We start from the raw sequence: 21,594 nt of genomic DNA, 5'->3' as shown, positions 1-21,594 counted from the left end.
ACCTTTTTATTATATAAAACTAGTGATAAAATTAAAATGTTGTAATCAACCATTTAATTAGTCAATTGAGGGATATCTATGGAAGAAATAATTCAAAAGTTAAAATATATTAAAAGCTATTTAATTACTTTTATAAAATGGGTTGCTATTGCTGTGGCAACAGGAACTTGTGGAGGAATTGTAGGTAGTTTTTTTCATAAAAGCGTAGAATATGTGACAGAAATCAGAATAGCAAATGAATGGATTATATTTGCCTTACCATTTGGAGGGCTTATTATAGTATATTTGTACAAGCTATTTAAATTAGATAGTAATATAGGAACAAATTTAATAATAGACTCAATTCGTACAGATGGAAAAGTTCCAATTGCTATGGCACCTCTTATTTTTGTAAGCACAGTAATAACTCATCTTTTTGGTGGTTCAGCAGGTAGAGAAGGAGCTGCACTTCAATTAGGCGGAAGTATAGGGTCACAAATTGGAAATATGCTAAAGCTGGATGAAAAAGATATGCATGCAATTACATTGTGTGGGATGAGCGGAGTATTTGCAGCATTGTTTGGGACACCTTTAACAGCTACATTTTTTGCAATGGAGGTAATAAGTGTAGGAATAATTTATTATTCAAGCTTTATACCATGTATTGTATCTTCAATAGTTGCATATAAAATATCCTTACTTTTTGGATTAGAACCTGTTTACTTTAATTTAAAGATAATACCTGCAATTTCTGCTAGTAGTGTAATTAAAGTCACTGTATTAGGAGCGTTGTGTGCTATAGTTAGTATAGTTTTTTGTGAATCACTTCACAAGACAAGTAGGTTTGTAAAAAAGTATATAAAAAATGAATATTTACGGATAGCTTTAGGTGGCTTGGTTATAGTAATACTTACAATGATGCTTAGAAACACAGATTATAATGGCACTGGAATGAATATTATATCTAAAGCTATTAATGGTGAAGCAAAGTATGAGGCGTTCTTTTTAAAAATAATTTTTACAGCTATAACAATTAGTGTTGGGTATAAAGGCGGAGAAATTGTTCCAACATTTTTTATAGGTTCTACTTTTGGATGTGTAGCAGCTAAATTTTTAGGTATTGATCCTGGGTTTGGAGCTGCTATAGGGCTTATTGCGTTATTTTGTGGAGTTGTTAATACACTTATAAGTTCTATAATATTAAGTATTGAACTTTTTGGGGCTGATGGAGTAATATTATTTTCAATTGCTTGTGGAGTAAGTTATATGTTATCTGGATATTATAGCCTTTATAGTAGTCAAAAAATAGTTTATTCTAAACTGAAGGCTGAGTATATAAATACAAGCGCAAAATGATATCATTTAGTTTAAAGTAGATTTTATGGTTAAAAAAACAATTAATCCGAATTATAGCAAAAAAATAAAAAGCTATAATTCGGATTTTTCTTAAATTTAAAGAAAATTTATCATATTTCAAGTTGACATCGTACGTCTTAAATGATAATCTTAAATTGTTGATACGAAAATTAAGAAAAAAGGACAGAATAATATTCGCATATTACAATGATGTGATAATAAGCTAAATCTCATAATATTTTGGAGGAATTAAGATGTCAAATATTAGAAGCATATTTGTGGAAAAGAAACAAGGGTTTAATGTAGAAGCTCAAAGTTTGTTAAGAGATTTTAAAGAGAATTTAGGATTAACAAATCTTGAAGATGTAAGAATTATTAATAAGTACCTTATTTCAGATATATCTGAAGAGTACTATAATAAATCGTTACATACAATCTTTGCTGAACTTACAGTAGACAAGATTTATGAAGATAAGTTACCAATTAGTGAAGGAGAAATAGCTTTTGGAGTAGAATTTTTACCAGGGCAATACGATCAAAGAGCAGATTCGGCTTCTGAATGTTTAGCTCTTTTAACAGCAGAAGACAAGGTAGAAATAAAGTCAGCTAAAGTAGTTATATTAAAAGGAAACCTTTCAAAAAATGATGTAGAAAAAATTAAGAAATACTACATCAATCCAGTCGATTCTAGAGAAGTTGATATAGACAACAAAGATTTAGCAGCAATCTCAAACATACCTAATGACGTTGAAATCTTAAATGGATTTACCCAAAAAACAATTGAAGAACTAAAAAAAATTCACGGTGAGCTAGGGCTTGCAATGAGTATAGATGATCTAGTAATGATTCAAAATTATTTTAAAAATGAAAATAGAGAACCTAGTATAACTGAAATTAAGGTAATAGATACTTATTGGTCAGATCACTGTAGACATACAACTTTCTCTACAGTATTAGAAAATATACATATAGAAGAAGGAAAATACACAGAGCCAATAAAGACAAGCTATACAGAGTATTTAAAATCAAGAGACTATGTTTATGGAAATAATGAAAGAAGCAAAACTCTTATGGATATTGCAGTAATTGCAATGAAAGAACTTAAAAAAAGAGGAAAGCTTAATGATTTAGATATATCAGAAGAAATAAATGCATGTTCAATAAATGTAAAAATTGAAACTAATAATGGATTAGAAGATTATTTAGTAATGTTCAAAAACGAAACTCATAATCACCCAACTGAAATTGAACCATTTGGTGGTGCAGCAACATGTTTAGGCGGAGCAATAAGAGATCCATTATCAGGTAGAACTTATGTATATCAAGCAATGAGAGTTACAGGAGCAGCAGATCCAACAGTTCCAGTTGAAGATACATTAGAAGGAAAACTTCCTCAAAGAAAGATAACTCTTGGAGCTGCCCATGGATATAGTTCATATGGTAATCAGATTGGACTTGCAACTGGTGAAGTAAGAGAAGTATATCATCCTAATTATGTTGCAAAGAGAATGGAAGTAGGAGCTGTTATTGCAGCAGCACCTAAAGAAAATGTAGTTCGTGAAGAACCAGCACTTGGAGACATAATAATATTACTTGGTGGAAGAACAGGTAGAGATGGTGTAGGAGGAGCTACAGGCTCATCTAAAGAGCATACTGTTGATTCTATAAATGAATGTGGAGCAGAAGTTCAAAAAGGAAATGCACCAACAGAAAGAAAGATTCAAAGGTTATTTAGAAATCCTTCTGCGGCAAAAATGATTAAAAGATGTAATGACTTTGGTGCTGGTGGAGTTTCAGTTGCAATTGGAGAACTTTGTAGAGGTCTTGATATAGATTTAGATAAAGTACCAAAGAAATATGAAGGATTAGATGGGACTGAACTTGCAGTTTCAGAATCACAAGAAAGAATGGCAGTCGTAGTAACTAAGGAAAATGCAGAAGAATTTATAAGACTTTCTAATGAAGAAAACCTAGAAGCTGTTATAGTTGCTCATGTTACAGATACTGATAGATTAAGAATGGTTTGGAGAGGAAAAACTATTGTTGATTTAAAGAGAACTTTCTTAGATACAAATGGAGCAACTCAAAGAACAGAAGTAGTTGTTAAAGCTCCAGATGCTTATCCATATGGTGTTAAAGTTGAAAATGTTAAAGAAGAATGGATAAACAACTTAAAGAAATTAAATGTAGCATCTGAGCAGGGATTAAGTGAAAGATTTGATTCAACAATTGGTGGAGGAACAGTACTTATGCCATTTGGTGGTAAGTATGCAAAAACTCCAACAGAAGGTATGGCAGCTAAAATTCCAGTACCAAATGGTGAAAGTAAAGATGCAACACTTATGACTTTTGGAATTAATCCAGAACTTGGAATGTGGAGCCCATATCATATGGCATATTATTCAGTAGTTGAAAGTGTTACAAAGCTTGCATGTATGGGAGGAAACTTCAGAACTTCTCATCTTACATTCCAAGAATATTTTGAAAGACTTGGAAAAGATTCAGCAAGATGGGGAAAACCATTTGCAGCGCTTCTAGGAGCTTATGAAGCACAAATGGAACTTGAAATTGCAGCAATAGGTGGTAAAGATTCAATGTCTGGAAGCTTTGGCGATTTAGATGTACCTCCAACATTAGTATCATTTGCAGTTGGTGTTGAAAAGGCAGATAAAATTATCTCGCCAGAGTTTAAAAAGGCAGATTCAAAGTTAGTTTTACTTTTTGCAGAAAAGCTTGAAGATGGAACTATAAATATGGATAAGTTTAAGAATAACTTAGATGTTTTATATAAATTAATTCAAGAGGGTAAAGTTATTTCAGCTTCTTCAATTAAGTTTGGTGGAGTATCTGAAGTAATAACTAAAATGGCACTTGGAAATAGAATAGGTGTAGAAATTGAGAATTTAACTAAAGAAGATTTATTTGCTTTCAACTATGGAAGTTCAGTATTAGAAGTTCGTAAAGATGTAAATATAGAAGAAGAATTTAAAGATTGCTTATATAAAGTTATAGGTAAAACAATAGAAAAATCTTCAATTATAAGTAAAGAATATGATTTGAATTTAGACGTTGAATATTTAGAAGAAACTTATGAGAAGAAGTTAAGTAAAGTGTTTGGAATTAAAACAGAAGATGTTGAAGAAAAGATTGATACTCAATTATATGAAGTTAAATCTTATGCATCTCCAGTAATAAAAGTAGCAAAACCAAAGGTTGTCATTCCAGTATTCCCAGGAAACAACTGTGAATATGATTGCGAAAGAGCATTTAGAAAAGTAGGAGCAGATGTTACACAAGTAGTATTTAGAAATATTACTAAGGAAGCATTAGTTGATTCTATAGATAGACTAGCTAATGAAATATCAACAGCTCAAATACTTATGATTCCTGGTGGATTCTCAGCAGGTGATGAGCCAGATGGTTCAGGTAAGTTTATTGCAAATGCATTAAGAAATGAAAAGATAGCTAATGCTGTAATGGAACTTCTTAAAAATAGAGATGGTTTAGCTCTTGGTATTTGTAACGGCTTCCAAGCATTAATTAAATTAGGACTTGTACCATATGGAGAAATTGTTGATATTAAAGAAGATATGGCAACATTAACTTACAATAATATTAATAGACATATGAGTTCAATAATAAGAACTAGAGTTACATCAAATAAATCACCATGGTTTAGTGAAGCAAATGTGGGAGATATACATTCAGTTGCAATTTCTCATGGTGAAGGAAGATTTGTTGCACCAGAAAGTTTGATTAAAGAATTAATTGATAATGGTCAAGTTGCAACACAATATGTTGATTTAGAAGGAAATGTATCATTAAATATGCCATATAATCCAAATGGATCAATGTATGGAATTGAAGGTATAACAAGTCCGGATGGAAGAGTATTAGGAAAGATGGCTCACTCAGAAAGAAGCGGTGAAAATATCTTTAAGAATATTCCAGGAAATTACGATCAAAAGATATTTGAATCTGGGGTTAAATACTTTAAATAGTTGAAAGTGAACATCTAGAGACAGGTGGTTAATTAAGGAAGAGATTATAGATTTTCTATAAGTAATATGAGTTTTTTGAGGTTATATTTTAATAGAAACAAAACATTTTTAATATAAAAAGTAAAAATGCTTGAATAAATATTTGAAGAATGAAAAAATCGCCAGAATTTAAGAATTTAAGAATTTAAGAATTTAAGAATTTAAGAATTTAAGAATTTAAGAATATGCTTATTTTATGAGGGATTGAGGTAAAAATATATAATTAAGGAAGGAGCTTTTCAAAAATGGAAGTAGCAATATTTTTTGGAAGCAAATCTGATACAGAAGTTATGAGAGGAGCTGCAAATGCATTAAAAGAGTTTGGAATAAATTATAAAGCATTTGTTTTATCAGCTCATAGAGTACCAGAAAAATTAGAAGAAACTTTAGAAGAAATCGAAAAAGAAGGATGTAAGGTTATAATTGCTGGTGCTGGACTTGCAGCACATTTACCAGGTGTTATAGCATCAAAAACTGTATTACCTGTAATAGGAGTTCCAGTTAAAGCAGCTCTTGAAGGATTAGATGCACTTTACTCTATAGTGCAGATGCCAAAGTCAATTCCAGTTGCAACAGTTGGAATAAATAACAGCTATAATGCAGGAATGCTTGCTGTACAAATGTTATCAGTAAATAATGAGGACTTAAAAGCTAGGCTTAAAGAATATAGAACAAATATGAAAAAGAAATTTATTGAAGATAATGCTGAAGGAGTGGAATTATAATGGAAAAATTAGAAATGTTATATGAAGGAAAAGCAAAACAAATATATAGAACTAACAAGGAAGATGAAGTAATAGTTTATTATAAAGATGATGCAACAGCTTTTAATGGAGAAAAGAAAGGTCAAATACACGATAAAGGAGTTATGAATAACAATATAACTTCAATACTATTTGAACAATTAGAAGCACAAGGAATAAAGACTCACTTTATTAAAAAATTAAATGATAGAGAACAATTATGTAAAAAGGTTGAAATTATTCCTCTTGAAGTAATCGTAAGAAATGTAGCAGCAGGAAGTATGGCTAAGAGATTAGGTCTTGAAGAGGGAACAGCTCTTAAGACTACAGTATTCGAATTTTCTTATAAAGATGATGAACTAGGCGATCCATTAATAAACAGCTATCATGCAGTAGCAATTGGAGCAGCAACTTTTGAAGAAATTGATACTATTTTAGAAATGACTGGTAAAATAAATAACATATTAAAAGATGCTTTTGCAAAAGAAAACATAAACTTAATTGATTTCAAGATTGAATTTGGTAAAACTGCAGATGGGGAAATAGTTCTAGCTGATGAAATTTCACCTGATACTTGTAGATTCTGGGATGCTACAACAGGAGAAAAGCTAGATAAAGATAGATTCAGAAGAGATCTTGGAAATGTTGAAGATGCATATATTGAAATATTAAAGAGAATTTCAAAATAATATTATAAAATCATAATAAAGAAATGCTCAATTACAATAACTAATTGAGCATTGAATTTCAAAATTATTAAAATATTTTTAAGTGAAAGGATTAAATACATGACAAATTCAGATTTTGAATTAATTATGGATCCAAGCTTGGATAAATTTAAAGATGAATGTGGTGTTTTTGGTGTATATTGTACACAACCTATGGATGTAGCCTCAATGACTTACTATGGACTTTATGCTCTTCAACATAGAGGGCAGGAAAGTGCAGGGATTGCAGTAGCAGATGGAGAAAAAATTGAAGTCCATAAAGGTTTAGGTTTACTTACTGATGCTTTTACGCAGGAAGATTTAGAAAGACTAAAAGGACATATTGCTGTAGGCCATGTTAGGTATTCAACTGCTGGAGGGAAAGGAATTGAAAATGCTCAGCCAATAGTTACTACATCTAAAATTGGTTCAATAGCTATGGCTCACAACGGGAATTTAGTTAATGATGATGTAATAAAAGAATTACTTGAAGATGCAGGTCAAATATTTCATACATCAAGTGATTCAGAAGTAATAGCATGTCTTATAGCAAGAAGCGCTAAAAAAGGTTTAGCAAAGGCTGTTGTTGATGCAATGTCAGCTATAAGAGGTTCATTTGCATTAACAATAATGTCACAAGATAAATTAATAGGGGCAAGAGATCCTCATGGAATAAGACCACTTTCACTAGGAAAGATCGATGAGGGATATATATTAACATCAGAAAGTTGTGCTTTAGATGCAATAGGCGCTGAACTTGTACGTGATATAGAACCGGGGGAAATTGTTATTATAGATGAAAATGGAATACATTCATATAGATATTCGGAAAATACTCAATGCCAAACTTGTGCATTTGAATATATTTATTTTGCAAGGCCAGATTCAACAATTGATGGACTAGATGTTCATACTTCAAGAGTACGAGCAGGAGAGCAATTATTTAAAGAACATCCTATAAAGGCAGATGTAGTTATAGCTGTTCCGGACTCAGGTATACCTGCAGCAATTGGATATGCAAAGGCTTCAGGAATTCCTTATGATACTGGATTTATTAAAAACAGATATGTTGGAAGAACATTTATTTCTCCGTCTCAAGAAATAAGAGAAAGAGCAGTAGCAGTTAAATTAAATCCATTAAAAGTTAATCTAGAAGGGAAAAGCGTTATTTTAATTGATGATTCTATTGTAAGAGGAACGACTTCAAAACATTTAATAGATTCACTTAGACGTGCTGGAGTCAGAGAAATTAACTTTTTAATTGCTTCCCCAGGAGTTAAATATCCATGCTATTTTGGAATAGATACACCATATAGAAGTGAACTTATTGCAGCAAATAATAGTGTAGAAGAAATACGAGATATTATAGGTGCCGATTATTTAGGTTATTTAAGTGAAGAAGGCGTAAGAATAAGTTGTAGGGGTAAAGAAGGATTTTGTATGGGATGCTTTAATGGAATTTATCCAGTAGCAGCACCAGTAGAAGCTGAATAATATTTAGTTGAAAATTGACAGCTAATCAGTTGACAGTTAAAAGAGTTAAATTGCCAACTGGAAGCTGTTAACTGAAAACCGCCAAAAGGAGTGTTTATTAATGATTACTTATAAAGAAGCAGGAGTTAATATAGAAGAAGGATACAGAAGTGTTAAACTTATAAAAGAATATGCTGCTAAAACAATGAGCGAGTATGTTTTAAATGGACTTGGAAGCTTTGCAGGAATGGTTGAACTTCCATCAGGATATGAAAAACCAGTACTTGTTTCTGGAACAGATGGTGTTGGAACTAAACTTGAAATAGCATTTAAGAATAAAAAGTATGATACAGTTGGAATTGATTGTGTTGCTATGTGCGTAAATGATATTTTATGCCATGGCGCTAAACCATTATTTTTCCTTGATTATATTGCATGTGGAAAGCTTGAAGCTGAAGTTTCTTCAGATTTAGTTAAAGGAATAGCTGATGGATGCTTATATTCTGATTGTGCATTAATAGGTGGAGAAACAGCAGAAATGCCAGGATTTTATGATGAAGGCGAATATGATATGGCAGGTTTTGCAGTAGGTATAGCTGATAAGGATAAGATAATAAATGGTAGCAAGATTAAAGAAGGAGATAAGCTTATAGGTATTGCTTCTTCTGGAATTCATTCTAATGGATATTCATTAGTTAGAAAAATATTTACAGATTTAAATGAAGATTTTAATGGCGAACCAATTTGGAAAACTTTACTTACTCCAACTAAAATATACGTTAAGCCAGTTCTTAAATTACTAGAAAATTATGATATTAAGGGAATGGCACACGTTACTGGTGGTGGATTCATAGAAAATGTTCCAAGAATGTTTAATGGTAGAGAGCTTACAGCAGTGATAAATAAAGATTCATATCCGCTTCCAACTATCTTTGAAAAGATTATTGAAAAAGGTGTAGATAAAGAACATATGTATAACACTTTCAATATGGGAATAGGATTTGTGCTTGCTGTTGATGCAGAAGATGTTGAACCTATACTAAAAGCTTTAGAGGAAATGGGAGAAAAAGCTTATGAAATAGGTTATGTAACATCTGGAGGTGAAGGTATTTGTTTAAAATAGCAGTTTTAGCTTCAGGTGGAGGTACAGACTTCCAGTCTATAATTGATGCTGTAGAAAACAAAGAATTAAACATAAAAATTGAAATGCTTATAGCAAGCAAGGACAATATATATGCAATTGAAAGAGCTAAAAAGCATGGAATAGAAACTCATGTTGTAACTAGAAAAGAATATAAAGAAGAATCTAGTGATAAGATATTAGAGCTTGTAAAAGATAAAGTGGATTTAATAGTTCTTGCAGGATTTTTATCTATATTAGATGGAAAAATATTAGATGAATTTGAAAATAGAATTATAAATATTCATCCATCACTTATTCCATCATTTTGTGGACCTGGAATGTATGGGCTTAAAGTACATGAAGCAGCAATTGAATATGGAGTTAAATATTCAGGCTGTACAGTACATTATGTAAATTCTAAAGTAGATGGTGGAGCAATACTTCTTCAAGAAGCCGTTCCAGTATATTTTGAAGATAATGCGGAAACTCTTCAAAAGAGAATTCTTGAAAAAGAACATATTCTGCTTCCTAAAGCAATTAAATTAATAAGTGAAGGTAAAGTAGAATTTGTGAACAATAAAGTAAAAATAAATGATTAAAAGTAAATGGAGGTCTTTTCGTGAAAAAGAGAGCTTTAATAAGTGTATTTGATAAAGATGGTGTTTTAGATTTTGCTAAATTTTTAGTTTCAAAGGATGTTGAAATAGTATCAACAGGTGGAACTTATAGATACTTAAAAGAAAATGGAATAGATGTAATAGAAATAAATGAGGTGACTAACTTCCCTGAAATGCTTGATGGAAGAGTTAAAACACTACATCCACTAGTTCATGCTGGAATCTTAGCTATAAGAGATAATAAAGAGCATATGGATACATTAAAATCTAGAGATATTCAGACAATAGATTATGTTGTTGTTAATCTTTATCCATTCTTTGAAAAGGTGAAAGAAGATTTAACATTCGAAGAAAAAGTTGAATTTATAGACATTGGTGGACCAACAATGCTAAGAGCAGCAGCTAAGAATTTTCAAGATGTTGTTGTTATTTCTAATAAAGAAGATTATAAAGTAATTATGGAAGAAATAGAATCAAATGGTGAAGCAAGTCTTAAAACTAAAAAGAAACTTGCAGGTAAAGTATTCAATCTTATGAGTGCATATGATGCAGCTATTGCAAACTTTATGCTTGAAGGTGAAGAAGAATATCCAGAGTATCTTTCAGTATCATATAAAAAGATGCAAAGCTTAAGATATGGTGAAAATTCTCATCAAAGTGCAGCAGTTTACTCATCAACAATGCTTGATGGAGCTATGAATACATTTGAAACATTAAATGGTAAGGAATTATCATACAATAATTTTAAGGATGTAGATATAGCTTGGAAATGCGCTAATGAGTTTGATGAGCCAGCTTGCTGTGCATTAAAACATAACACACCATGTGGAGTTGCAACAGGAGAAAGTGCTTATGAAGCTTATATGAAAGCTTATGAAGTAGATCCAACATCAATTTTTGGTGGAATAATCGGATTTAATAGAAAAGTTGATAAAGCTACAGCTGAAGAAATGGTTAAGATATTCTTAGAAGTTATTGCAGCACCAGATTATGATGATGATGCATTAGAAGTATTAAAGACTAAAAAGAACTTGAGAGTTCTTAAATTCCATAATACTCCAAAAGCTGATAAATATATGGTAACTGTTGATGGAGCAATGCTTGTTCAAGAGGAAGATAAGAAACTTATTGATGAGATAAAAGTAGTAACTGAAAAAGCACCTACAGACGAAGAAATGAAAGATTTACTTTTTGGTATGAAGGTTGTTAAATATGTTAAATCGAATGCTATTGTTACAGTAAATAATGGAGTAGCAGTAGGAATTGGCGGAGGCCAAGTAAATAGAGTATGGCCAACTGAAGATGCATTAAAGAGAGGAAAAGGTGCAACAGTACTTGCATCAGATGCATTCTTCCCATTTGGAGATGTTGCAGAATTAGCTGCTAAAGCAGGCATTAAAGCAATAATTCAACCAGGTGGATCTATAAGAGACCAAGAATCTATTGATGTTTGTAATAAATATGGAATAGCAATGGTATTCTCTGGACTTAGACACTTTAAACATTAAAATTAATTTTAGTTCACAATTCATTCTACAAATATAAAATACCTCTGGGGCTTTAAACCTCAGGGGCATAATTTAATTTAGGAGGTATATTATATTATGAAACTTCTTTTAATAGGTAGTGGCGGGAGAGAACACGCATTAGCTTGGAAAATGGCACAAAGTTCAAAGGTTGAAAAAATATTTGTAGCACCAGGTAATGGTGGAACTGCAATTGAAAATAAATGTGAAAACGTAAATATAACTGAAATAAAAGATTTGATAAATTTTGCTATTAAAGAAAATATTGATTTAACAGTTGTTGGACCAGAAGATCCATTAACTAAGGGAATTGTTAATGAATTTAAAAAAGCAGGTTTAAAAATATTTGGGCCAGCTCAAAATGGTGCGATGCTTGAAGGAAGTAAGAGTTTTTCAAAAGATTTCATGAAGAAATATAATGTTAAAACTGCTGAATATGCTACATTTACAAATGTTGATGATGCATTAAAGTATTTAGAAACATGTTCATATCCAACAGTAGTAAAAGCTGATGGACTTGCAGCAGGAAAAGGCGTTATAATTTGCGCAAATAAAGAAGAGGCTATAGAAGCAGTTAATACTTGTATGGTTGATGATACTTTTGGAGATGCAGGTAAAACAATTGTAATTGAAGAATTTTTAGAAGGAATCGAAGCATCTATTCTTTCAATAACTGACGGAAAGACAATAATTCCATTCTTATCAGGAAAGGATCATAAACAGATCTTTGATGGTGGTAAAGGACCTAACACTGGAGGCATGGGAGTTATGGCTCCTAATCCATATGTTACAGAAGAAGTTATGAAAGATTTTGAAGAAAACATAATGGCAAACACATTAGTAGGAATAAGAGAAGAAGGATTTGATTTTAAAGGAATTATCTTCTTTGGAATAATGATCACTAAAAAGGGTGTCTATCTTCTTGAATATAATGTAAGAATGGGCGATCCAGAAACTCAATCAGTACTTTATTTAATGGAAAGTGATTTAGTTGAATTAATTGAAGCTGCACTTAGAGAAGAATTAGATAAAACTACAGTTAAGTGGAAAGATGGAGTATGTATAAATGTTGTTTTAGCATCTAATGGATATCCAGGAAACTTTACTAAAGGATATGAGATTACCATAGATGAAAAAGTAAAAGACAAGGTATTCTTAGCTGGAGCAAAGCTTGAAGATGGTGTTTTAAAAACTAATGGTGGTAGAGTATTATCAGTTATCGGTTGTGGAAGCAATGTTCAGGAAGCTAGAAAAGAAGCTTATGAAAACATCAAATATGTTAACTTTAAGGATTCATACTGCAGAACTGATATTGGAATTCATAAGTAAGATTAAGAAAAGCTTAGCATTAAAAGAGAGTTTTATGCTGAGCTTTTTGTGTTTTCTAGAGTTTTTTAAGAGCTATTGGACAATTGTAATATATTAAAGAAATTACTCTTTGACAATTAATAGAGGAGAAGATATAATATGAAGAAATCAAAATCAACATGTAAATCATTTTGTAGATTTTTTAGTTACTATAAATATATGTAATATTAATTGCTTTTTCTGTTATTTGATGGAGCATAATATAAAATTAATATATTAAATACAATATAGAAAATAGATTTCTATATATGGGGGTTATAAAGATATGAAAGAAGAAAGTACTGGTATTAAAAAGATAGTTTTAGTGATATTTTTTGCTGTAGTATTATATACTATATCACAAAATATAAGTAATATATTAAATATTTTAACTACAATTTTAAATATATTTCTTCCATTTTTATTAGGTTGTGCTATTGCCTTTATATTAAATATACCAATGAATATGATTGAAAGAAATATTATTAAAATTAATGTTGTTAAAACTAATAAAAGATTATATAAAATCATTAGACCAGTAAGTTTGATAATTTCAATATTTTTTGTAATAGCTATACTATATATTGCTTTATCAATTGTTTTACCTGATCTTATTAATATGTTAGTAGACTTGGGAGATAGTATTGAAAAAGCTATACCAGAAGTTAAAATATGGTTAATGGAGTTATTTGAAAATAATAAAAGTTTTATTAAATTTATTGAAAGTGCAGAAATAGATATAAAGAGTATTATGAATGGTGGGTTGATATTTTTTAAAAGCGGGGCTCTTACATTACTATCCTCTTCAGTATCAATTGTAGGAGTAGTAGTGAATTTTATAATTTCAATAATTTTCGCATGCTATATTTTGTTACAGCGTGAGGCTTTAGCTAGACAATTTAAAAAAGTACTATATGCTTTTTTAAGCAAAGAAAAAGCAGAGTATGTCCTATATATAGGTAGATTAAGTTATAAAACATTTTCTAATTTTATAAATGGACAATGTATTGATGCGATAATTTTGGGAATAATGTTTTTCATATCAATGTCTGTATTAAAATTACCTTATGCTTTACTAATAGGAGTGTTAATTTCCGTTACAGCGCTGATACCAATTGTAGGCGCATTTATAGGCTGTATTATAGGAGCATTTTTAATATTTGTACAGAGTCCAATGCAAGCAATAATTTTTATAGCTTTATTTCTAGTATTACAACAGATTGAGGGAAATCTTATATATCCTAAAGTTGTTGGAAATTCGGTGGGGCTACCTTCCATATGGGTTCTATTATCAATAACAGTTGGTGGTGGACTAATGGGAGTTATAGGAATGCTTATTTCTGTTCCATTAATATCAGTGGTATATAATCTATTTAAAGAATGGATAAATAATAAGCTAAAGGAAAAAGAAATCGAAGTATTATAATAATCATCCAGGAAACTAAAAATAAGGTTAACTTAAATTAACTTTATTTTTAGTTTCTTTGTATTTTAGAAATTTTAACTTAAAGATATTTTTTAAAACATAAAATGTTGTTATAAAGAATATATCTGAAAATGATTTAATAGAAAGAGGTTTTATTTATTTTTAAAGTATTATAATTTTTTGCTATATTTAAGGATGAATTAAGTTTATTTAAATTGAAAATATGTTATTATATTACAGTAGAGTGTATCATAAGAAAGTATTCAGTTATATTTATAAAAGAAAGATGGGGATATAATGAAGAAGAAAAAAATAGTTAAATTATTAGGACCAGTAGCAGGGATAATGAGTTTTATGTTACTTACTGGAGTTTTCACAACATCAGCATTTGCTGATCAAGTAAGTACAAGCTCTACAGCTATAACTCAAAACAGTACTAAAGACTACAAGAAAATTATAAATAAGAGTGTTGAACAAAACGGAGTTAAAGTAACTCTATTAGATGTTGTTGCAACAAAGCATAAAATAAAAGCAAATATAAAATTAGAATGCAGTAAAGGTCTTCAAGACGAAAAAAAGAATGGATTATTTGTTCAAGGTATTTATAATATGCAGGAAAGCTGGGGAGGAGGACAAGGTACATCAAATATTGACGACAATACATTGATAGTGGAAATTGAAGATGAGTGTGAAGACAATAGTGAATATAAATCTAATGGTGATTATAGATTAGATATAGTTGTTCCATACTATAAAGTTAATATTGGAATGAATATTCCTGTAGATTTCACAAGTGAATTTGCAAAAGTAAAAGAAAATGAAGTATCAATTTACGTGAAAGATTTGGATGTTAATATTAAAAAGGTAGAAAGTGATATATTGGGAACTAATATATACTATATTCAAAAATCACAAAATTACTCAAATAGTGATTTTGATAATGAAGTTCATGATCCAATAGTATTATTAAAAGTTGGAGATAAAATATATGTAGCAAACAGTTATGGCGGTGCAAATTGGGGCAGTTATAATGAAGATAATGATTTAGAATATAGAACGTATTATTCAAAAGATGCAACTTATGATAAAGTTACAACTACCGATGCAATCAGTATTATTCCTATTTCTAATGATATTACTTATAATGAATCAAATAAATTTTATGATGAGAAATATAAAGATGGTTATGAAGTGAATGAAGAAGATTATACAACTGAACAAAGTGTATCTTTTGTGAAGGAATTTGATTTTTCTGATAAGAGTAAAGGTGAAATATATAAAATTGAAAGAGATAATGATATTGTAAAGTTATATTGTAAAGGGAATTCTAAAGAAAAAAGTTTATTAATGGCTAGTACAATGGATATATATCCTAAATATGATGAAAATGAACAATACTATTACGATGAAGATTACTATAAGACTATATATAAAGATAAAAATGATGATAATGGATATGTGGTAGAATTCACAAATGTAGATAAAGATAGGAATATGATAGTAGGTATAGATGATCTTATTCAATTTAGTGATAGATACAAATTTGGAGAAGAAATAAAATTAAAATAATAATAAATATGGATGATTCACAACATAAATAAGGGACGTAAAATCAGAGTTTAGTGGATAACACCGAAATTCAATATATGATAGGCTCGATTGTAGGGAAATTTCAGCTAAAACCTGCTAAGAAAAATCAAGTTTTTTTTAGCAGGTTTTTTATATATTTTTTGCATGACAAATAAATTAAACAGAAATTCTGTTTAATTTAGATATAGATACTATCTAAATTTAAGTATTATAGACTTCTTTTACTCTAGCGTAGTATATTCTTAGAAACTTATTTAATGCAGCAATTTTAGCAACTTTTTTAGGTTTTCCTTCTGCTTCTTTTTTTAACATATATAAAAATATAGGATCATCCTTTGGTTTGGCACTTTTGATACATTTCATAATTTCATATCCAGTTTTTCGTAATAATGCAGAACCTCTTTTAGAAATACGACGTTTGTTTGCAACAAACTGTCCCGACTCAAAAGGAGGTGAATCAATACCCGTATAAGCTATCAAAGCCTTTTTATTATAAAAGCGTTTTAAATCACCGATTTCAGCAATTAAGCGTGGAGCCAATGTATCTCCAACTCCAGGCATATTTCTAACAACATTGTATTCCTTTAAACTACTTGCTAATTCTTGCATTTGTGATAATATCATAGATAGAGTTCTATCTATTTCGCTAAGAACTCGAACAGCTTCTAATACTAACATTTTGGTTGATGGGGTACTAGAAGATAGTGTAGGGATGCCTTCTTGTGCTAAAGCATATATCTGTTTTGCTTTTGTTTCACTTTGATGGTATCCTTTATTTTTTGCCCATTTAAAATAACTATTTATAAATTGCTTTTCATTTTTCTTGGTAATATTATCGTAATGCCAGTATTCTTTAACAAAATCATTTAATTTATCTTTCTCTGGCTTATCGGATCTATTTTTTAATAGATTTTTAATTCCTGGCATTGTTCTATCTAATAGATTACTTAGTACAAGTTTGCTCTCTATTCTCATAGCTATATAATGAGAATATTGCCTACCTAATAATTTTAATTCAGAATACACCTCATCTGTTGCTTCATAGTCAGTTAATTTAAACCAATTATCAATTCCATAATTAGCTATTTTGATAGAATCTAATTTATCAGTTTTACCTTTCCTTAATCCTATAGCAGAATATTTTTTCATAATTAATGGATTTATTACGGCTACAAATATACCATGATTTTTAAGATAAGTAAGTAGTGGCAAATGGTATGCACCGGTCGCTCAATGTCGTCAACTTAAGAAAATATAGAAAATTTAATAAAAAACACTTGACAATAGGTAAAAAAATGCAGCCTCGCTATAGATATTAAATTTATAGCGAGGTTTGATTTTATGAAAAATATTAAATTACTATCACAAATTTTAAAACGAACAAATAAATTAATTGTTTCAGATGAATATAAGCAGTCATATAGTTTAGGAAATTCTTTTTCAAGGAAAAGAAAACTATCGTTTTCTAATGTAGTTTATTTAATTTGTTCTGTATTACGAAAGTCTATACCTTTAGAAATAGATAATTTTATTGAAAATCATACATGTTTAAACTTTCCTAATATATCAAAGCAAGCATTTTCTAAAGCAAGACAAAATATTTCACCTGAAGCCTTTAAAGAACTATGTAGATTATTTGTTGATTCTTTTTATAATTCAAAAAAGAAATTGAATAAATGGCATGGATTTAATATTCTTGCAGTTGATGGAACATCTATACAAGTTCCTGATACTATTGAATGTGGTAAATACTTTGGAGTAAGTAAAAATCAAAATAAAACTCAAACAGCAGTTGCGACGGCATCAGCCTTATATGATATATTAAATGATATTATAATTGATGCTTCAATAACTAAATTTAAAACTAGTGAAAGAGAATTAGCAAAACAACATCTAGATCAAATCAACAATGAAAAATTATCAAAAAACAGTATTGTAATATTTGATAGAGGATACCCTTCTTATGAGATGTTTGACTATTTAGATACTAAAAATATGCTTTTCTTAATGAGAGTACCATCATCATTTAAAACAGTACAAAATATTGATTCCAATGATTGTATTTTGGAATATAAAATAAAGAGAAAATACAGAAAATTGCGTGTTATAAAAATAGAGCTTTCAAACAACATTACAGAAATATTAGTCACTAATATTTTTGATGAAAACATTAAATATGATGAATTTAAAGAGTTGTATTTCCTTAGATGGGGAGTCGAAAGTAAATACAAAGAGTTAAAAAGTAGTATTCAGATAGAAGAATTTTCGGGAACAAAACCAATTTCTATAGAACAAGACTTTTTTGTTTCTATTTATTTATCAATGGTTGTAGCTCTTATAAAAGATGAGGCCGATGCTGCGATAGCAGATGAAATTAAAGATAAGAATTTAAAATCAATGTATCAAGCAAATCGAAATTTTATACTTGGGCAAGTTTTTAATAGAATTATTAATTTATTAGTTAATGCTAAATTAACAAGAAAAATTTTAGAAATAATATTAGAAAAATCTAAAAAAATTCGCTCACAAATACGTCCCAATCGTTCTCGTGAGCGAAAAAACAAACATCCAAGGAAAAAGCATCATCACAATAAAAAATCATGCATTTAAATTACAAATAATTGCATATTTCAAAATTCACTTTAACCAGTGGATTTATTTAGTGTACCATTTTTTAGAAGAAATTTAAATATATCATCTAAAAATAATCGTGATTTATATTTACAAATTACTTAAGTTGACGACATTGACCGGTCGCTTCCATAACAACTCTAGTTTCTTCATTTAATTCAGAAATAGATTCAACTAATGCTTTTAAATCAGCTTCAGTATGATTTATTTCATGTGGTTCACTAATAACCTCACCATATTCTTTCAATATACATACTGTACTTTTTCCTTTTGAAACATCAATTCCAACACTAATCATGTTAATCCTCCTAAAAAATTATTGTAATTTTAATCCACCCACACTTATTACAATTCATTTTGGTTAGTTACACGAAAGCCGTACGGTTTCAACCTGCTTAATCGAATCTTTATAATAAGGGATGGCTGACAGTTTTAGCTACGGATGTTAAAACCCAATTCTAAAGTCGTCATACCAAATTACTCCCTTTATTATAAATTAAAATAAGTGCAGATGTTAAATCATATATTTATGATTTGTATCTACACTTATAGAGTACCAAAGTTCTAATGGCAGAGGCTGCACCTAAAAATGTTTGCTCCCAAAAGCAAGTGTTTGGACAAACAATTTTGGAACAGCCTCTGCCAAAGAATCTAAAAGCTGAAATTTCCAATACAATACTACGCCTATTCATATATTGAATTTCTTTGTTTTTCTCTAAAATCATATATACCCAATTTATTTTAATTATGATTAATGTTTTTTATATTCTATGCCTTAAAGTATATCTTCTAATCAATGAAGGTAACTTATGAAGTTACCCATAAAAATCACTTTAACCAGCATAGAATAAGCAAATTCGTAAGAATATATATTCTGATATTTATAAATTTATATCTTTTAAAAAATGATAAAATATTAACTTTTTAAATCTTTAACATCTATAAATAACTATTCCTTAATTTAAAAATGTATTTATGCATAGCAACAATAATACCGATACTCTGAATTTAGATAAAACAAAGAAATAAAGCTCTCATGTTCGGCAGTGTCTTGCATTCAAAAATTCTAAAGTCCCATTTTTCTAGCAAGCGAGCCGAATCTGAGAGCTTTATTTCGGGTGTTATTCGCTAAACTTTCTACGTCCCTTATTTATTTTATGTGCAACAACTATTTTTTATTTTGAAGTTATAGTATATTAGATAATATGATACTTATTTTATATGAAGGTGAATAATTATGGAAGATAAAAATTATTTATATATTAATTATTTAAATATGGCTAGAAATTTAAGAACAGAAAAAAACTTATTAAAGGCATTGAGTTTTTATAAAAAAGCATACAAATTAGATGTTGGAAAGACAGATGTTGAACTTCTTTTGGATATGGCATTATTGTATGATGAAGTTGGATTAAAAAAAGAGGCTGAAGATAAATATTTAGAAGTGTTAAAGTTAGATGAAGATGAAGCAAGAGCGTATTACGGGTTAGCTATTATATATGATGATGAAGATAAATTAGGAATTGCAAAAAAATATTATAAAAAGGCAATAGAAAAAAATCCTAATTATGACAAGGCTTATTTCTTTTTAGCAAATATTTATGATCAGTTTGATGATAAAGATAGAGCTATAGAAAATTATAAAAAAGCAATTGAGATAAATAAAGAGGAAATATGGGCGTATGCAAATATCTCATGTATTTTAGAAGAAAGCGGTAGAGATGAAGAAGCACTTATATATATAGAAAAAGCTTTAAAAATTGATGATTCTAATTATAAAATACTATTTAATAAGGGTGTTATATTAAAAAAGCTAGAAAGAGTAAAAGAAAGTAGAGAGTATTATAGAAAATCTATAAAAGAAAATCCTAGCTATCCATATAGTTATTTAAACTTAGCTGTGAGCTATAGAGAAGAAGAAAATTTTCATAAAGCAATAGAAGTAATAGATGTAGGAATAAAAGAAAATCCAGATGAAGGATTTTTGTACTATAATAGAGCTTGTTTTTATGTAAATATTAATGAGGATATTAAAGCTATAAATGATGTTGAAAAAAGTATAGAATTAAATGATATATTTTTTGATTATATGAAAAAAGATAAAGAGCTTAATAACATAAGAAAATATTCAGAATACATAAAGTTAGTTGAAAGATATTCTAAAATATAATAAGAAATAATGAAGAAATATATTAAATATTATAAAATTTAATTAATGATATTTACAATATTTATAAATTTGTTATAGGGGGCATATAAACGTGAAAGATACATTTACCGAAGGATTAGAAGAAGTTATGGACAACTTACATAAAGGAGGAGCATTCTTAACAGCTGGTGATGATAAAAAATGCAATACTATGACTATCAGCTGGGGAAGTGTTGGATATATGTGGGGAAAGCCAATGTTTATGGTATTAGTAAGAACCTCAAGATATACAAATGAATTTTTAGAAAATGGAAGTGAATATACAATTAGTATACCTTATGATAAAGAAATGTCAGAAGCAATTTCTATTTGTGGTAAAAAATCAGGAAGAGATATTGACAAAGAAAAGGAAGCTAACATAAAATTTATTCCATCTAAAAAGGTTAATACGCCAGTAGTTGATGGATGCAGCAAATATTTTGAATGTAGGATTGTTTTTAAACAAGATATAAATCTTGAAAATATGGATGAAGCAATAGTAAAAGCATGTTATGAAAAGGATGCAAAACATGTACTATATTTTGGAGAAATAGTAGAATACTATTACAATTAATAGAATTTATTAACAATAGTCATAAATAGTTCATATTATACTTTAGGTGATTATTTATGGCTAGTTTTTTATTATTTATTTGTGGGGTAATATGTACAGCTATTGGAATAAATTTATTCAAAAATAAACTAAGAACATTATCACTTTCAATAGGTGGAATGGATGATAAAGAAATAACAGAAAAACAGCATATATTATCTATATGTTGTAAATTTATAACTATTGGAATAATGTTTTTAATATTTAGTATAAGTTTATTTCAAATATGAAGATA

The 21,594-nt window shown here is 29.2% G+C and carries 15 protein-coding genes and 2 pseudogenes; 15 read left to right on the top strand and 2 right to left on the bottom strand.

What is annotated here, in order from left to right; genetic code table 11:
* The first annotated feature begins 78 nt into the window (after window positions 1-78).
* From CNEONATNEC86_RS15365 to CNEONATNEC86_RS15315, 11 genes are all read left to right on the top strand, one after another.
* Window positions 79-1,335: a chloride channel protein gene (locus CNEONATNEC86_RS15365; RefSeq protein ID WP_159116637.1), complete on the top strand. Its 1,257-nt coding sequence runs from the start codon at window positions 79-81 to the stop codon at window positions 1,333-1,335.
* A 254-nt stretch (window positions 1,336-1,589) separates the two neighbouring features.
* Window positions 1,590-5,336 carry a phosphoribosylformylglycinamidine synthase gene (locus CNEONATNEC86_RS15360; RefSeq protein WP_159136337.1) on the top strand — a complete coding sequence of 1,249 codons (3,747 nt, stop codon included), beginning with the start codon at window positions 1,590-1,592 and terminating at the stop codon, window positions 5,334-5,336.
* Window positions 5,337-5,620: 284 nt separating this feature from the next.
* A complete protein-coding gene (gene purE, locus CNEONATNEC86_RS15355; RefSeq protein ID WP_159116635.1) occupies window positions 5,621-6,100 on the top strand; it encodes a 5-(carboxyamino)imidazole ribonucleotide mutase in 480 nt (159 codons plus the stop codon).
* Window positions 6,100-6,807 carry a phosphoribosylaminoimidazolesuccinocarboxamide synthase gene (gene purC, locus CNEONATNEC86_RS15350; RefSeq protein ID WP_058296058.1) on the top strand — a complete coding sequence of 236 codons (708 nt, stop codon included), beginning with the start codon at window positions 6,100-6,102 and terminating at the stop codon, window positions 6,805-6,807. The genes purE and purC overlap by 1 nt, the downstream gene beginning before the upstream one ends.
* A gap of 99 nt (window positions 6,808-6,906) precedes the next feature.
* The gene (gene purF / locus CNEONATNEC86_RS15345; RefSeq protein WP_058296057.1) at window positions 6,907-8,319 is read left to right on the top strand and encodes an amidophosphoribosyltransferase; all 1,413 of its coding nucleotides are present in this window, start codon (window positions 6,907-6,909) and stop codon (window positions 8,317-8,319) included.
* A gap of 100 nt (window positions 8,320-8,419) precedes the next feature.
* The gene (purM, locus tag CNEONATNEC86_RS15340; protein WP_159116634.1) at window positions 8,420-9,421 is read left to right on the top strand and encodes a phosphoribosylformylglycinamidine cyclo-ligase; all 1,002 of its coding nucleotides are present in this window, start codon (window positions 8,420-8,422) and stop codon (window positions 9,419-9,421) included.
* Complete coding sequence (purN, locus tag CNEONATNEC86_RS15335) at window positions 9,409-10,020, top strand: phosphoribosylglycinamide formyltransferase (protein WP_159116633.1); 612 nt, start codon at window positions 9,409-9,411, stop codon at window positions 10,018-10,020. The genes purM and purN overlap by 13 nt, the downstream gene beginning before the upstream one ends.
* Before the next feature lie 20 nt (window positions 10,021-10,040).
* Entirely contained in the window at window positions 10,041-11,546 is a 1,506-nt protein-coding gene (gene purH / locus CNEONATNEC86_RS15330; protein ID WP_058296054.1) for a bifunctional phosphoribosylaminoimidazolecarboxamide formyltransferase/IMP cyclohydrolase, read from the top strand.
* A 96-nt stretch (window positions 11,547-11,642) separates the two neighbouring features.
* Window positions 11,643-12,893, top strand: a complete 1,251-nt coding sequence (gene purD, locus CNEONATNEC86_RS15325) for a phosphoribosylamine--glycine ligase (RefSeq protein WP_125148783.1) — start codon at window positions 11,643-11,645, stop codon at window positions 12,891-12,893.
* Window positions 12,894-13,197: 304 nt separating this feature from the next.
* On the top strand, window positions 13,198-14,337 hold the full coding sequence (locus CNEONATNEC86_RS15320; RefSeq protein WP_159136336.1) for an AI-2E family transporter: 1,140 nt from the start codon (window positions 13,198-13,200) through the stop codon (window positions 14,335-14,337).
* 297 nt (window positions 14,338-14,634) lie between these two features.
* Window positions 14,635-15,906 (top strand): DUF4179 domain-containing protein, encoded by a 1,272-nt coding sequence (locus CNEONATNEC86_RS15315; RefSeq protein WP_159136335.1) that lies wholly within the window; start codon window positions 14,635-14,637, stop codon window positions 15,904-15,906.
* Between the two features lie 222 nt (window positions 15,907-16,128).
* Here the strand turns inward: CNEONATNEC86_RS15315 and CNEONATNEC86_RS15310 are convergent.
* Window positions 16,129-17,157 (bottom strand): annotated as a pseudogene (locus CNEONATNEC86_RS15310) (IS110 family RNA-guided transposase); the annotation flags it as partial.
* A 111-nt stretch (window positions 17,158-17,268) separates the two neighbouring features.
* Here CNEONATNEC86_RS15310 and CNEONATNEC86_RS15305 point away from each other — a divergent pair.
* A complete protein-coding gene (locus tag CNEONATNEC86_RS15305; protein WP_125147759.1) occupies window positions 17,269-18,537 on the top strand; it encodes an IS4 family transposase in 1,269 nt (422 codons plus the stop codon).
* Window positions 18,538-18,676: 139 nt separating this feature from the next.
* Here CNEONATNEC86_RS15305 and CNEONATNEC86_RS15300 read toward each other — a convergent pair.
* Window positions 18,677-18,856: pseudogene (locus CNEONATNEC86_RS15300) on the bottom strand (IS110 family transposase); the annotation flags it as partial.
* A 939-nt stretch (window positions 18,857-19,795) separates the two neighbouring features.
* Here CNEONATNEC86_RS15300 and CNEONATNEC86_RS15295 point away from each other — a divergent pair.
* From CNEONATNEC86_RS15295 to CNEONATNEC86_RS15285, 3 genes are all read left to right on the top strand, one after another.
* Window positions 19,796-20,728: a tetratricopeptide repeat protein gene (locus tag CNEONATNEC86_RS15295; RefSeq protein ID WP_125148782.1), complete on the top strand. Its 933-nt coding sequence runs from the start codon at window positions 19,796-19,798 to the stop codon at window positions 20,726-20,728.
* 91 nt (window positions 20,729-20,819) lie between these two features.
* Window positions 20,820-21,320 (top strand): flavin reductase family protein, encoded by a 501-nt coding sequence (locus CNEONATNEC86_RS15290; protein WP_159136334.1) that lies wholly within the window; start codon window positions 20,820-20,822, stop codon window positions 21,318-21,320.
* 56 nt (window positions 21,321-21,376) lie between these two features.
* Window positions 21,377-21,589 (top strand): hypothetical protein, encoded by a 213-nt coding sequence (locus CNEONATNEC86_RS15285; protein ID WP_058296048.1) that lies wholly within the window; start codon window positions 21,377-21,379, stop codon window positions 21,587-21,589.
* Window positions 21,590-21,594 lie beyond the last annotated feature (5 nt).

It is taken from the genome of Clostridium neonatale, from assembly GCF_900465025.1.
Taxonomy (GTDB): domain Bacteria; phylum Bacillota; class Clostridia; order Clostridiales; family Clostridiaceae; genus Clostridium; species Clostridium neonatale.
This window is presented reverse-complemented; position numbering and strand designations above follow the sequence as displayed.